The sequence below is a fragment of the Deinococcus sp. genome, from assembly GCF_025362455.1.
In the GTDB taxonomy this organism is placed as follows: domain Bacteria; phylum Deinococcota; class Deinococci; order Deinococcales; family Deinococcaceae; genus Deinococcus.
Genome location: NZ_JANYGJ010000190.1, coordinates 1 through 15,175, shown reverse-complemented (window position 1 = coordinate 15,175; position 15,175 = coordinate 1). Strand labels below are relative to the sequence as shown.

General features: G+C 64.3%; 8 protein-coding genes, 1 pseudogene and 2 CRISPR repeat arrays. All 9 genes and pseudogenes read right to left on the bottom strand.

Annotated features, from left to right (window positions below; genetic code table 11):
* On the bottom strand, positions 1-435 hold a 435-nt coding region (locus Q0R23_RS13935; RefSeq protein ID WP_293913933.1), incomplete at its 3' end, for a glyoxalase superfamily protein.
* Between the two features lie 590 nt (positions 436-1,025).
* Positions 1,026-1,313: a hypothetical protein gene (locus Q0R23_RS13930; protein ID WP_293913931.1), complete on the bottom strand. Its 288-nt coding sequence runs from the start codon at positions 1,311-1,313 to the stop codon at positions 1,026-1,028.
* Positions 1,314-2,071: 758 nt separating this feature from the next.
* Positions 2,072-2,641, bottom strand: coding sequence for a PIN domain-containing protein (locus tag Q0R23_RS13925; RefSeq protein WP_293913929.1), 570 nt, complete (start codon positions 2,639-2,641; stop codon positions 2,072-2,074).
* A 2-nt stretch (positions 2,642-2,643) separates the two neighbouring features.
* On the bottom strand, positions 2,644-3,075 hold the full coding sequence (locus tag Q0R23_RS13920; RefSeq protein ID WP_293913927.1) for an excisionase family DNA-binding protein: 432 nt from the start codon (positions 3,073-3,075) through the stop codon (positions 2,644-2,646).
* Between the two features lie 670 nt (positions 3,076-3,745).
* A CRISPR array of direct repeats spans positions 3,746-6,580; the repeat unit is 29 nt; unit sequence CGGGCCATCCCCACAGGCGTGGGGAACTC.
* Positions 6,581-6,618: 38 nt separating this feature from the next.
* A complete protein-coding gene (locus Q0R23_RS13915; RefSeq protein ID WP_293913926.1) occupies positions 6,619-7,329 on the bottom strand; it encodes a tyrosine-type recombinase/integrase in 711 nt (236 codons plus the stop codon).
* A 10-nt stretch (positions 7,330-7,339) separates the two neighbouring features.
* Positions 7,340-10,300: pseudogene (locus Q0R23_RS13910) on the bottom strand (Tn3 family transposase); the annotation flags it as partial.
* 188 nt (positions 10,301-10,488) lie between these two features.
* Positions 10,489-11,394: a DMT family transporter gene (locus Q0R23_RS13905; RefSeq protein WP_293913924.1), complete on the bottom strand. Its 906-nt coding sequence runs from the start codon at positions 11,392-11,394 to the stop codon at positions 10,489-10,491.
* Positions 11,395-11,749: 355 nt separating this feature from the next.
* Positions 11,750-12,352 (bottom strand): flavin reductase family protein, encoded by a 603-nt coding sequence (locus Q0R23_RS13900; RefSeq protein WP_293913922.1) that lies wholly within the window; start codon positions 12,350-12,352, stop codon positions 11,750-11,752.
* 98 nt (positions 12,353-12,450) lie between these two features.
* Entirely contained in the window at positions 12,451-13,515 is a 1,065-nt protein-coding gene (ada, locus tag Q0R23_RS13895) for a bifunctional DNA-binding transcriptional regulator/O6-methylguanine-DNA methyltransferase Ada (RefSeq protein WP_293913921.1), read from the bottom strand.
* Positions 13,516-13,648: 133 nt separating this feature from the next.
* Positions 13,649-15,144: direct repeats of the CRISPR family, unit length 29 nt; unit sequence CGGGCCATCCCCACAGGCGTGGGGAACTC.
* Positions 15,145-15,175: the final 31 nt, after the last annotated feature.

The following is a 15,175-nucleotide window of genomic DNA, read 5'->3' as shown; positions in this document are numbered from 1 at the left end:
GCGGCCCTGCATGGTCAGGGCGCGGCCCCGGTGCCAGGTGAGTGAGCGGCCTTCAGCCAGCGCGGCGCGAGTGGCCTCATCCAGTTGGGCGGGAACCGGCAACAGCGGCCAGGGGGCCAGGGTGCCCGCACCGGAGAGGATCAGCAGCTCAGACGCGGCCAGGGGCGGGTTTAGCGTGGCGGCGGCGCGGGCCTGCGTGGCAGTCACCGGATAGCCCAGGGCGTTCAGGCAGCGGTGGGCGGCGAGGTGAGCCGCTTCGCCAGTCAGGCGCTCGGCGCTGGGCCTGGCCGCCAAGGTACGCCAGTTGTTCAGGCCGCACAGGGCGGCGACGACTTCGAGCGCGTGGTTATAGCCGATCTTCAGGCCGTGCCTTTGCAGCGTGGCGCGGAGCTGGGCGGCGGCAGCTTTGTGGGCAACAATCAGGTTTTCGGACATGGTGAAAGCTCCTCGAAGCGCAGCAGGAAAGGGTGCAGGGTGCCCACAGATTGCCTGCCCTCACTGGTGCGAAATTGAGAGGGGCCGGATGGTACGGAGGGCGCGAATGCTTCGCCTGGGTGCCGATTGGCGACCGCCCCGTCAAGGGGTGTGGGCAGGGAGGTGACTTCGTAAACCTGTGACCAGTTTATCCTCCTGGGATGAGGGGTGCAAACCGGGTGCGAACCGCCTGAGGTATGGCGCCCGGCTGAGTAGAGCCGCGCCGGACCGACGCTCTACACTGAAGGCGTGAGTGGGCCTCATTTCCAGCGGATGAGCCGGGCCGCCGCCTTGCGAACCGAGCCCGGCAGCCTGGTCGAGCGCGAGTACGTGGCGAGCTTCGTCTAGGTGCGGCACGGTCAGGGGGCGGTTGCGCCGGGCGTCTGTCGTGAGGGCGCCAGCGGGAACAGCCTGAGTCCGGGTCTCCCCTGGTGGGCAAAACGTTCTCATCCAGTGTGTCCAAACCCGCGTCAATAACTCGACTCGTCATCTGAAACCGGTACTGGAACGGCTTTCTCACATCAAGACTCGTCGTTCGCTTGTTCAGGCGCTCAGCAGATCGTGAAGTCCTTGGCGAAGATCAGGACGGGCGCCGGAATGAGCATCAGCAACGTGCCCAGCAGCATGGCCTTGCCCGCTGCGGTGCGCCACTGCGCGGCGCCGAGGGTGAGCAGGGCGGCCAGTGGCAGACCCACCAGGCACATCATCGGTGTGAGCTGGTCTTTGAGACAGGTGTCGGTGGCGGGGTAAAGCAGCGCCAGCAGGGTGCCGTAGAGCACCAGGCCGCCCAGGGTCAGGCCGAGCGCCGGAAGGAACCGCAGGGGGCGGCGAGCGGTCATGGCTGATGATGGCACGCCCGGTCATGTCCGGTGGGTGGTAGTCTGGCGGGGTGTTCGCTTCGAGCATCTGGACACTTCGGCTTCGGCCTCGCCGTCACGCCCGCTGCGTGAGGCTAGCGGTGACGGGTTCAGCGTTCTAACCCGTCACCCGCAAAGGGCACACGGCCCCGCCCCTGAGCCTGTATTGGTCAGGGGACAACACTTGGATGCGCTTGGCTCTGCTTTGCCCAGGGCGGCCCGGCACCGTCAAGCCCTGCTTTTCCAGGGTGTCGAGCATGTTCATCCATCTGGCGTTGGGCAGAAGGGGGTGTATTGCTCAGGCCACGCTCTGGGCCTAGACTATATGCCGAATGTACCAGTTGCGAGTTCGGAGATCAAGGGTGCATTTCGCGACCGTGCCACCCGTGTAATCGCCGATTTTCAAGAGGTGAGGTGGAATATATCTAAAAAAGAAGAAAGGTATTCCTCTGCACCCCATCTTTGACACCCAACAAAAAAAACTTTCAACGCAGTGCGGAACAGCGCTGTAAAGACCACTCGATACGAAAAATAGAATGTGAGCGCGACGTGAAACATTCAGGTCAGCTCGAACATCACCCAGACTACGTGGCACCATGTTCTAGCTCTCCCCTTACCCCGCCCTCACCCACACCAGATGCAGAGCGGCATTGAGAGAGCAGTGGGAAAGCACAGCAGGGAGCGCGTCGCGTTCGACAACCACCTGGTAACTGCCCTATTCAGCAGACCGAAGGCCAGCATCACACCAAAGCCGTCACCAAGTCGGCGGTCATAGGCAATACTTGCCGCCGCAGGGCTGCGGCGAAGTCGATCAGGCTCAGCGGCGGGTTTTGTAGAGGCGCCAGCAGGCACTGAAACACTCTCAGGGTCAGCGTTTCGTCTTGCGCCAGCACAACGGCCAACCACTCGTCGGGGTGAACGGCGACCACGTCCAGCGGCTGACAGATGGCGAGCGGGAAGTCCCTGAGGTTAAAGGTCAGCAGGGTGCCCGTCCCCGACTGGATGGCGGCGGCGAGTACGTGGTGGTCGTTCGGGTCAGGCAACTGAATCTCAGGCGGCAACGGCGCCGCGTCACTCAGTAGCGCGTTGGGCAACACCTGTTCCATCAGGGCGCGGGTCCGCTTCAGGGTCGCCTCCAGCTCCGGCCTGACCTGGCTGAGATTGCGCGTCCATTCGCTCTGCACCTCAGCCGACCAGTACAGCTCGCACAGGTCCGCAATCGCCAGCCGGATCAGCAGGTCACGCAGCAGGGCCGAATACAGCACGTTGGCGTCGCAGAAGGCGCCCGGACGGGATGAGGTAGGTGGCAAAATCAGTACAGTCCCAGCGCCTGCGCCTCGCGGCTCAGCTCGTCGGCAATCGTCATCCGGCGCTCCTGATCGGCTTTGTAGGCCAGTACATCCGTTAAGGCCAGGCGACGGTGACTGCCGACCAGACGGTGCGGCATCTTACCCGTATCCAGCAGGTGCGAGATCAGAAACGGGCGGCTGACACCCAGAAGCTGCGCGGCCTCGACGGGCGAGAGTTCCTGCTCGGTGTGCACCAGGGTCACGGCGTGCCCTTCGAGCAGAGCCTTGACCGAGGCCCGCAGCAGCCTCACCATGACGGGCGAGAGGGTCAGCGGCTCGGCGTGTCCAGGGAGTTGGAGGTACAGCGTACCCCCGGCAGGCAACAGGGCCAGCTCGTCGGCGATGGCCTGGAGCTGCGGCTGGTCGGAAGAATCGGGGATGAAGGCAGCCGTCATACGAGAATCTTACCACAAATGAAATAAATGAAATGGCGATAAGTGCATTTCAGCCGTACGCTGGTCGAGCGCCACCTGGTTGTATTGCCGTAGGGTAAGAGATTGACGCTCCACTGGGCAAGGTTAGCTCTGTTGCCTTGAATTACTGGAACTGCTCGGACCGGGCAGAGTGGCGAGGGCAGGGTTGGGTTTCAAACCCCTTCCCTCTCCTATCTGGGCGCAAGCCTGAAGAAAATCAGCCTGAGCAAAGCCAAACTTCCACCTCCGCGACCTGGTACAGGTGATGGTGACACTACGCAGAGAAAGGGTGAGGTTCAGAACTCTGGTTGACGACACAGTGGAATCAGACTGACAATGATCACTCATCACTTCGTTAGTGGGCTTTATATATTCTCTTTTGAATATTTGGTTGCAGGGAAGCGTAGTGGCGCACGTCACCATCTCACACCGGGTATCGATCAGTAGCCTGTTACTGGTTACTGGAGCACCGCCGACAACGCGGTCAGCGGGCGCAGAAACCGGATAAAAATTTCGTGGTGGGGTAGTTGTCAGCCCCTGAAATCTTGACGTCTCAAACGGCCTTGGGCGGACTCTACAGAGGGCCTGCCGACTGAGAAAGTAATTCAGGCACGGCGTGAGCAGTGAATTCGGCAGGCACTGAGCAGTCAGGCGGGCCATCCCCACAGGCGTGGGAAACTCTACGATGACACCAAGCTGCCTATCGTCGGCAACGAGCCATCCCCACAGGCGTGGGGAACTCGTGGCGTAAGGCAGGGTCACCAGACCGGTGCCCGGACCATCCCCACAGGCGTGGGGAACTCCCCTGCGCGATATCCGGCGAGGCTCCGTTGACCGGGCCATGCCTACAGGCGTGGGGAACTCACGGAGGTGATACCGTCCATACCCTGTTCGAGCGGGCCATCCCCACAGGCGTGGGGAACTCGCGCCAACGCCGGAAGGCCAAGCGCACCCAGGCGGGCCATCCCCACAGGCGTGGGGAACTCGCCGGGGAGCTGCGCCTGACCGTGCTCAGCGGCGGGCCATCCCCACAGGCGTGGGGAACTCCGCCACGCTAACAACGGCATGTAGTCAAATTGCGGGCCATCCCCACAGGCGTGGGAAACTCCAACTCGTAAGGCACCGGGGGCAGGTAGCGACCGGGCCATCCCCACAGGCGTGGGGAACTCCTCCATCATCCCGCCGTAGCGCTCCTGCATGCCGGGCCATCCCCACAGGCGTGGGGAACTCGTTTGCAACTCGGCGGACAGGGCGTCGCCTTGCGGGCCATCCCCACAGGCGTGGGGAACTCACGATGGGCAGCCGCAACATCAACCTCGGCGGCGGGCCATCCCCACAGGCGTGGGGAACTCATCATGGCGCGGCGGCTAAGCAAATCACATTTCGGGCCATCCCCACAGGCGTGGGGAACTAGACCTGGAATGCGGGCGAGTTCGTCTGGACTGCGGCCATCCCCACAGGCGTGGGGAACTCCTGCTTTCCTTCCTCGGAGAAGTTCAGCAAGCCAGGCCATCCCCACAGGCGTGGGGAACTCTCTGGTGTACGCCATAGGCGGCTATGGACGCGCGGGCCATCCCCACAGGCGTGGGGAACTCTTACCGTACAGCCGCTCGGTGGCCTCGCTGAGCGGGCCATCCCCACAGGCGTGGGGAACTCGTCATTCAGAAATACAGCGCTCAGGCGCTGAGCGGGCCATCCCCACAGGCGTGGGGAACTCACGTCCCCCAGTTCCTGAATCTTGGCAATCACCGGGCCATCCCCACAGGCGTGGGGAACTCTCTTCGACGGCCTTGACGGTGCCGGGCAGCACCGGGCCATCCCCACAGGCGTGGGGAACTCTCTGTCCAAGACGACGGCTCAGGCGGTGGTGGCGGGCCATCCCCACAGGCGTGGGGAACTCGTGTAGGCCGTAGACGGGCCGATCTGCCCAAGCGGGCCATCCCCACAGGCGTAGGGAACTCTTGACCGCGCCACCGGCCTGTGCCGTCGTGGCCGGGCCATCCCCACAGGCGTGGGGAACTCCCGATGACCACTGAACGGATGCAAGCCCCTGCCGGGCCATCCCCACAGGCGTGGGGAACTCTACAACTACCGCCGTGAAACTGGCTGGTTTAGCGGGCCATCCCCACAGGCGTGGGGAACTCTGCGCGGTTACGCTCTACCGGTATGAGCGGGTCGGGCCATCCCCACAGGCGTGGGGAACTCATGCTGTAGCCTGTACAGCGTGCGACCTATTTCGGGCCATCCCCACAGGCGTGGGGAACTCTGGGTAGGCTCCAAAAAGGTGTCTCGGCCAGGCGGGCCATCCCCATAGGCGTGGGGAACTCGGCGGGTCGGAGCGCACGCTCTACACCTACGCCGGGCCATCCCCACAGGCGTGGGGAACTCTCAGGCCGCTCAGCGCGATGACCCACAGCAGCCGGGCCATCCCCACAGGCGTGGGGAACTCATAAAATAGGAATGTCAGAGATTCCTATACGACGGGCCATCCCCACAGGCGTGGGGAACTCCCGATATTATCGATGACGCTGAGCAGTCCGAGCGGGCCATCCCCACAGGCGTGGGGAACTCATCTGGGCTACCGTCATACCTGCCTGCTCAAGCGGGCCATCCCCACAGGCGTGGGGAACTCTGGGTGGGGCGTCGATACTGATCAGCATCTGTACGGGCCATCCCCACAGGCGTGGGGAACTCCCGGGACCAGAACCCCAGCGCTGCGCCGACGTCGGGCCATCCCCACAGGCGTGGGGAACTCTGGTTGTTCTGATGCCCGGAGCTTGGATTGTACGGGCCATCCCCACAGGCGTGGGGAACTCCCCGCCTGCGGTGTAGGTGATGCCGGTGGGGTCGGGCCATCCCCACAGGCGTGGGGAACTCGGTCAGCAAAAACCGCGAGCATGTACGTCAAACGGGCCATCCCCACAGGCGTGGGGAACTCCACACCACCGGGTAGCCGGAGTCGATCACCGCCGGGCCATCCCCACAGGCGTGGGGAACTCCACGGTGGCCAGCCGGTCTTGCAAGATGACAGCGGGCCATCCCCACAGGCGTGGGGAACTCGCCAGCGCACAGAAAGGCGATGGCCTCAACAGCGGGCCATCCCCACAGGCGTGGGGAACTCCAGGACCCGGCGCTGGTCAACGACGAGACAGGCGGGCCATCCCCACAGGCGTGGGGAACTCCATGGGCGAGGCCCTGCTGCAACCTCTGGCGGCGGGCCATCCCCACAGGCGTGGGGAACTCGGTGTACTGCTCACTGATGCGGGTGCCGTAGCCGGGCCATCCCCACAGGCGTGGGGAACTCGGCGGCGTTGATTTCGGCGGTGAGCGCGACCTCGGGCCATCCCCACAGGCGTGGGGAACTCCAGATTGGCGGCCAGTTGAGCGTCGGTCAAATCGGGCCATCCCCACAGGCGTGGGGAACTCGCTATCGGGGGCAGGGTCGGCACGGTGGTCAGCGGGCCATCCCCACAGGGCCCAGTGTCAGGGTCGCTGCCGTGAGCCGCAATGAACACAAGCAACTGATCAAACCGGAAATTTCGGGATCACCCGGTCGTATTCCTGCTGAGCAGCCGCAATCGACAGGCGAGAGTAGAGTTCCAGCGACTGACGGGAAGCGTGGCCGCTGTACGGCTGAATCAGTGCGTCGTCAATGCCCTGCTGCTTCAGCCAGGTCAGCAGGAAATGTCTGAGCTTGTGCGGTGAGATGGTGTGGTCGAGGCCAGCCAACACTGTGTACCGCTCCATCATCTTGCGGACGCCCCGGTCGCTGTAGCGGCGCTTCCAGGACGACTCGAACAGGGCGTCGCCACCCAGCGCGCGGCGGCCCTGCATATGCAGAGCCAGCGTTTCCTTGAAACCGGGCGCAAAGGGCACCACGCGGTCTTTGTGGCCCTTCCCAAGATTGATCCTGATCTGACAGCGGTCAAGATCGACATCTGAGAGCTGGATCTTGACCAGTTCCGCGACGCGCACGCCGGTGTACAGGAAAGTCTTGATCAGCACGAGGTCGCCAATCCTGCGGGTCTGCCAGACCGCCGCGTAGAAGGCGCGCACCTGTTCCTCGCTCGGCACCCAGGGCAGTCGGCGGCTCGGCCCCGGCACCTCCACTTCCAGTTCCCGCCGGAGCTGCCGGAACACCTCTTTGAGGTAGGCGTAGTCGGGCCGCTCAGCCCGCAGGTATCTGGCGAGTTCCCGCGCTTTGCGCTTCGCTGGCGTCCGTTTGAGTTGGGTCATGTCGGTCTACCCCCGCCTCAAGGTTAAGCCGCCTGGACATGTCCAGGCGGAAAACCCCGTATGGGTTGACGTGGTGGTAGATCAGGGGGTTGAGCGCCCGCCAGTCTTCAGCGGTCATCCTGCTGCGCCACCTCTCGTCGCTGAGTACTGTTTGCAGCATCAGGGTATTGACGTACACCAGGCAGTTCTGGAGCAGGTGCAGCGAGAGCACGCTGATCTCCTGATCCTCCAGGCGGTTGCTGCTGATCTCTCCGGCCTTACCGTAGAAGATGAAACTGTTGGTGCTGTTCCAGGTCTCGACCACGTTCAGTCCCTCGTGGATCTCACGGCGCAGGCCCTCGTCGTGCAGGTACTCACACAGGAAGATGCTTTTGATGGCCCGGCCCAGTTCCTTGAAAGCGGCGTAGGTCGGGTGTTGGGCGTTCGCCTGCGAGAAACGCCGCAGCACCGATTCCGGGTCGGCCAGTCCCAGCCGCAGAGCGGTGGCGTACTTGACCATCTGCTCGTACTGCTGCGAGATCAGCTCCCAGCGGATCGCCCGCTGGGCCAGCACGGGCGCGAGGTTCGGGAGCTGTGCGCCCATCGCTGCGTCTGGTAGTGACAGCCGTTGGCCGGCAATGTCCTTGAGACGCGGCAGCAGGCGGAACCCGAACAGGTGCGAGAAGGCAAAGCCGACCTCGCTCTGTCCGTGGCTGTCGACGTACTGCCGCTGTACGGACATGTCCGTACAGTGCCGAAGCACCCCTTCGATCATCGCGGCCACTTCGGAACTGGTGCAGGTCTTGAGCAGCGAGTGGATGCAGGTGGCCTTGCGTTCGACGTGCCAGTAGATCATCACGCCGCGCCCGCCGTACCGCACCGACCATTCGGTGCGCAGGTTGCCGTCCCAGGCCCCAAACTTCTTGGCGTCGGACGCGCAGCTGGTGGTGCTCTCCCCCCAGATGTCATGCTGGCGGGCCCCCAGGATGGCGTTTACCACATGTGCGTTCGCTGCCCGCAGACCCTCTCTGGTGATGAAGCGTCGCCGGATGTAACGCAGGTCGGAGTAACTCAGTGTGTCATCGCCAGCGGCCACACGCTTCAGACCGGTGTTGGTGCCCAGGCCGAACAGGCACAGCAAGAGCCGTTTCTGAACTTCGTCCCGGCCCAGTACTTCGCGGGTCATCACGCTCCGCAGATGCTCTGTGAACCCGGTTCTCAGGTCGGTTTCTTTCAGAAAATCGAGCAGCAGGTTCACGCCGTACCGCCGTCCGACCTCGCCCTTGAGGATGCTCAGGCTGAAAGGCTCTGGTTGCGCGTCCAGTGGCGTGACCAGGAACGCGCCGCCGTCCTTCTCGACGATCCTGACCTTGGGGTTCTGGGGCAGACCATCATGGAGCCGGATTAATCCTTCCCGCAGCTGTTGCTGCACCGCAGCAACAAACGTGTCGGCCTCCAGCGGCTGTCTGAGAGCTTTGAAATACTCCCCTTTCTGTTCCTCGAAGTCCTGGGGTAGATCGGCCTCCGGGTCGCGGTACTTGTCAGCTCCCATCACCCAGATCTCCCGGCAGCGGAGGGCGTCCCACAACGCCTCCAGCACGCAGATCTCGTAGTTAACTCGGTTGACCCGCACCTCGCCGCCCACCATCGCTTCGAGCACCAGGTCGCGCATGCCCCTGGGGATCACACCCTCGACCGGGACGACCTCGTTAGCCGGGTAGTTCAGGAGCCGGCTGCCGGTATGGCGTTTCAGCAATTCCAGCGCCAGGACCACGGGCTGGTGCAGTGCGTTGTTCGATCTGAACTCCAGTGCGCTGAGCAGCCCAGGGAGCATCCGGCGATAATGACTGCGGTACGACGCCCTCAAAGTGGCGTGGACCTCCCGCTGATAAACCCCGGCGCTGTTGGCCTTGAACTCCTTGAGCAGGTCGTTCAGTCGCTCCTCGCCCACTACCGGGAAGATTACGTCGCGCACCCGCCCATCGGGATTGGCTAGGGCCGCCTCCACCAGCCGGAACAGCAGCACCTGTTTGTTCTCGATCCGCTTGAAGTCGTCCAGCAGCCGTTTGTCTACCCGCCGCTCCGCGCGGGCCCCGATGCTGTGGACAGTGTGGATCAGGTGGTCGATCAGGGAGTCGGTCAGTTCCGCTGCGCGGAGCTGACTGAAGGCGGCGAGTTGGGTGGCCCGGACAGCGTCGGGATGGAGCCGGAGTTCACTGGGGGTCTCGACGCCGGTCCGCTCCCGATACCGACGCCGGATCGTTGGTGGCAGGCCCTGGAACAGGGTGGCCGGCAGACCCATCACCCGAAGGCGGCGCAGCTTGGTCAGCTGTTCCTCGATGCTGTCCAGGCCGGGCTTTACGGAGTCGCTCCGCAGCCAATGGATCAACGAGACTGTCGCATCTGTCTCAGGGATGTCCTCCTGCACGTCTTGCACTGTGGCCTCCAACAGCTCATCCAGCCGCTGGCGCTCCGGAACCCCGAGCCTGCCAAACACCGTCTCACATACCTGAAGCTCATAGCTTCGTCGGGCGGAGGCCAGGTGCCGCTCCAGTTTCAGGGCGCTCGGCGGCTCGATGTTCAGGACGCGCAGCTGGATCAGGGCCATCTCCCGAACCGCGTCCAGACGCTCCTCTCTGGGCAGCACGTGTTCGCATAGCCAGGCGACGAGGGAAGCTGCGTCGGTTTCCGCAAAACTCCGGAAGCTCAAGAAGTTCCGGATCAGGCTGCGGTGGGTGCTGCTGGAACGGCCTCGCCAGTCGTAGGTGGTGTACAGGTTGGCGTGAACGCCGACCTGCCGGGACACGTAGTCCACCACCACGCCGGGCACGTCGCTGGTGTTGTAAGGAAAGCGTCCCTCATGCTGGAAAGCTTTGAGCATCACCGCCAGACCCAGGCGGTTGGCGTCTTGGCTCGGCCCGAGCAGCTCCTGCTCGGCAGGGAGCAGCGTCCAGTGGTCGATCAACTCGTCTACCGTCCAATGTGGCTGCACCCGACCTCCGGGAAAGTTCCTGCTTCCAACCGTGTCGGCACTTCGCTGGCGAAGTGCGGCGCATCTGGCGGTCGAACACGCTGCGTATTCTGTGCCGTCCGTTTCAAAGCCCCTGAAGTGCCAATGTTCTCTGCACAATCGGCACTTGTCTGCCTATTGCTCAGCAGTCCATGGTTCTTGCTTCCAGGTCACTGCTGTCCTGGAAGCGAGGTCTTGTTAATTGGTGCCCGGCCTATCGGCAGCAGTCCGGTGACCAGCCCGACGCTCGCGAGAATCAGCCCGAACCCGAAGATCGTCCAGCCGCTCAGAGATTCGTGGAGCAACAAGACCCCCCAGAGCAACCCGAACGCAGGCGAGAGGTAGGTGACCATGGTGGCCCTGGTCGGCCCGACCCGCTGAATCAGACCGAAATACAGCAGGTACGCGACCGCCGTCGACAGCAGGGCGAGCGCCAGCACCGAGGCAATCACCACGGCGGACGGGGCTTCACGAGGCAGACTGAACGGCACGGCTGGCAGCAGCGCCCCGGCGGCCAGCAGCTGGCTGTACAGCGCCAGGGCCAGAGGCGAAACTCCTTTCATCCTGACTTTCGTGTAGACCGCTGCCATCCCGTAAGACAGCGCGCCCAGCAGCGAGGCCCCGATGGACAGCAGCACCACGGGCGTCAGAGTGAGTGTCCCCAGCCCCACCAGAACCATGACGCCGACCAGACCGATCAGCAGGCCCAGCACCTTGCCCCGTGTCAGCGGCTCCTTGAGCCATACCGAGGCCACCAGCGCCCCAAAAAGGGGCGTGGTGGCGTTCAGGGTGGCCGCGAGCGACGCACTCAGGTGCAGTTCCGCCGTGGCGATCAGGGTGAAAGGAAGCGCCGAATTGATCACGCCTATCACCAGAAACGGCCACCAGTGGGCGCGGAAGGCTGGCACGGAGCGGGTCACCAGGGCGTACCCCAACAGCGCGAGACCGGCGATCAACACCCGCAGCTCGATCAGCAGGACGGGTCCCAGGGCCGGGGCGGCAACGCGCATGAAGAGAAAGGAGCCGCCCCACAGGGCCGACAGGACGAACAGGGCACTCAGGTCGCGGGCACTCATGCTGTCCATGCTGGCACAGCGTCACGTTGCCGACTATCCGCTTCTTGCGGTCAAACTCCAGTGGGAAGACTGAAGATGAACCGGGCGCAGCGCGTGCGCGTCACTTCCAGGCGGTTGGAGAGCCGTTGGGCGGTCTCATTGCTCTGCTCGGTCTATCACCGCAGGCTGGCCGTCCCCCCCATTCTGTTCACGGGCGCGCAGGATCAGGGCATGGACGGTGCACCGTCCATGCCCTTCAGCTACGGCTTATCCAGTTCGCGAACCAGCGTCTGCCGCAGGGCCGTCCGTGAACACTTCATACGATTTGGCACTCGCTCCGCTCGATTGAACTCCCGAAGTTCAACTCAATTTGGTATCAGAACACCTGCGCCAGCCGGGAAGGGTGGAGCTGCGTTCCCAGACCATAGAACTCGGTGAAACTCATGATCAGGGGTCGCCATTTGTCCGGGTCCACATAATGCCTGCGCTCCGGATTGAGAATGGCGTCATCCATCCAGGTCTGGACGATCCGCAGCTCCAGCGCGGCCAGATGGGGCGAGGAAAAGTCACGGGCGTGTTCCAGCAGGGCGTGCATCTGCACCGGGCACTCTGCGACCCGCGCGGGCCAGCCGGGCTCGCCCGCCACGGCGGTCAGGCCCGCGACCTTGAATTTGTCCGGCTCATAGCAGTAGCCCATCTGCGCCTTGTACTCCGGCACGTCCCCCCGACCCGTGGTCAGGGCCAGACGGTCCACCGCGTCCACCTGCCCGGCAGACGGCAGGTTCAGGACGCAGCGGCCTTCCCGCAACATGTTGCGCACCGTCTGCGAGCGGTTGCTCATCCCTAGCATGCAGGAGTCGTTCAGCCACCAGGCCGACGACATCGGCGCGAGGTTGGAGCTTCCGTCCTCGTTGAGGGTGCTGATCAGGACGACAGGCGTCCCGAAATAGAGAATCTTGGGCTCGATGATCTGGTGCATGGCGGTGCTCCTTGGACTTGAGACAAGTTGATCCAGCGCCAGTGAGGCGCGTTGAAGGCTGTGTTTTCGATGGGTGCTGGGCGATCAGCGCACTTGCATCAGGCGCGGGAGGCCGCCTCCACGCGTTCTCGTTCCAGGAGGGTCCGCTTGCGCTCCACCCCCCAGCGGTAGCCGCCGAGCGCGCCGCCCTGGCGCAGCACCCGGTGACACGGCACCACCAGCGCCACCGGGTTGCTGGCGCAGGCGCGGGCGACCGCCCGCACGGCGGTGGGCGCACCGATCGTCTCGGCCACCTGGGTGTAGGAGCGGGTCTCGCCGGGGGGAATACGTTGCAGAGCCGACCAGACCCGCTGCTGGAAGGCGGTCTCCGCAACATCCCGGGGCAGGTCAAGGTGGGGTGAACGACCTTCCAGGTGCTGCCCAATCGCCGTCACATACTCACCCAGCGGTGCTCCACCCTGAATGAAAGTCGCGTGCGGGTACTCATCCAGCAGCTCCTGAAGGAGGTGTTCGGCTGTGCCGAAGCGGACCGCCACCAAGCCACGCGTGGTCGCTGCCACCAGCATGGGACCGAGGACGCTCTCGACCGTGACGTGAGCGATGGTCTGGCCCGTCCCACCGGCCTGGTAACTCTTGGGCGGCATGCCGAGTTGATCGGTGGCGCGGTCGTACAGGGTTCGGGACGAGGCGTGACCGGCGTCGTACTGGGCGCTGGTGACACTGGTCCCTTCTCGCAACCGCTGCTTGAGGCGCTCGCCCCGCAGGGCGAGCGCGTACTGCTTGGGGCTGGTCCCGGTCATGGCTTTGAAGACCCGTTGCAGGTGAAACGGACTCAGGCCCACCGCCTGGGCCAGCTGGGCCAGTGCGGGGGGAGGTTCGACCGTCTCAAGCAGATGTTGTACTTGGGCAACGGCCTGCTTCCTGGCGTCCACCTCATCCGGCAGGCAGCGGCGGCAGGGCCGAAATCCTGCCGCGCGGGCCACGAGACCCGTCTCGAAGAACTCGACGTTGCTGCGCTTCGGACGCCGGGAGGGACACGACGGACGGCAGTAGATGCCAGTGGTCTGAACGGCGTACACGAACTGTCCGTCGTGGGTCGCCTCACGGCCCAAGACGAGCTGCCATCGCTGTTCGTCGAGAGATAGGGATGCAGGATCTGACACAGGGTTGGCCTCCTGATCACAGGGTAGACCCAGACCCCCAGGTCAGACCATCCGATTCTTGCGCTCAAATTCAAGGACCGGAGCCAGTGGGTCAACCGTGTGCCTTGTGATTGCGCGAAACGGCAGCAACCCTGACGCTAAGCCCACAGGCGTGGGGAACTCCTGGGTGCCCTGCTGCAAGTGGGCGCTCATGGCGGGCCATCCCCACAGGCGTGGGGAACTCGTCGAATGGGCGCGGCGCTGGGCGGGGCTGGACGGGCCATCCCCACAGGCGTGGGGAACTCGGCGTTTCCGGGTAGACCGGAACGAATAGGCGCGGGCCATCCCCACAGGCGTGGGGAACTCACCAAAGCGACCCGGCAGGACGTCCTGGCTCACGGGCCATCCCCACAGGCGTGGGGAACTCCAGTCTCTCCAGTACGTCTCCCACCGCCTCCACGGGCCATCCCCACAGGCGTGGGGAACTCGACGCCCCGGTACTCTCACCGAGCGCTTTGAGCGGGCCATCCCCACAGGCGTGGGGAACTCTTGGTTGCGACCTCAAACGAGAATTTGACACGCGGGCCATCCCCACAGGCGTGGGGAACTCGCTGCTGGACGTGGGTAAGCTGATTCTGGAGCCGGGCCATCCCCACAGGCGTGGGGAACTCTCGCCCGCCCGGTCCATCAGGGCCTGCGTGGTCGGGCCATCCCCACAGGCGTGGGGAACTCGCGGGCCACTGCGCCGCATCTGGCCGTTGTGGCGGGCCATCCCCACAGGCGTGGGGAACTCACCCCGTCAGCCTGCCGCCTGGCACGGTCACCACCGGGCCATCCCCACAGGCGTGGGGAACTCCCCGAAAGCAGCGCGGCGCGGGTGGCGTAGGTCGGGCCATCCCCACAGGCGTGGGGAACTCTGTTTTTTGCCGGGCGAAATCAGGGTGAGCTACCGGGCCATCCCCACAGGCGTGGGGAACTCTCGCCGAGACCGAAAAGCTCAACCTGGACAGTCGGGCCATCCCCACAGGCGTGGGGAACTCGGTATCTATGGTGACGGCGAACTGCTTATTGACGGGCCATCCCCACAGGCGTGGGGAACTCCTCCTCGTCGATCAGCCAGTAGCGGCGCAGCGCGGGCCATCCCCACAGGCGTGGGGAACTCCAGGATAGTGATGGCCTGTTTAATACAATAAGCGGGCCATCCCCACAGGCGTGGGGAACTCTTCAGTTTGCCGGTGTTGGGTTGCAAGTAGGTCGGGCCATCCCCACAGGCGTGGGGAACTCTTCAGTTTGCCGGTGTTGGGTTGCAAGTAGGTCGGGCCATCCCCACAGGCGTGGGGAACTCCAAGCAGCGCGGTATGAGCTGGCGCAACTACGCGGGCCATCCCCACAGGCGTGGGGAACTCCTGACGCTGTCCCAGCCGGGACACAACTCTCACGGGCCATCCCCACAGGTGTGGGGAACTCTTGCGTCGGTCAGGCCATGCGCGCCAGCTACGCGGGCCATCCCCACAGGCGTGGGGAACTCGCCATATATCGGGACGGCGCACGTCAGGGTTGCGGGCCATCCCCACAGGCGTGGGGAACTCGTCGGGAGCGCTCATGGCCGCTCAACCTGTTTCGGGCCATCCCCACAGGCGTGGGGAACTCCCCAGGCCCCCACTCGCCGCGCTGATCGTCA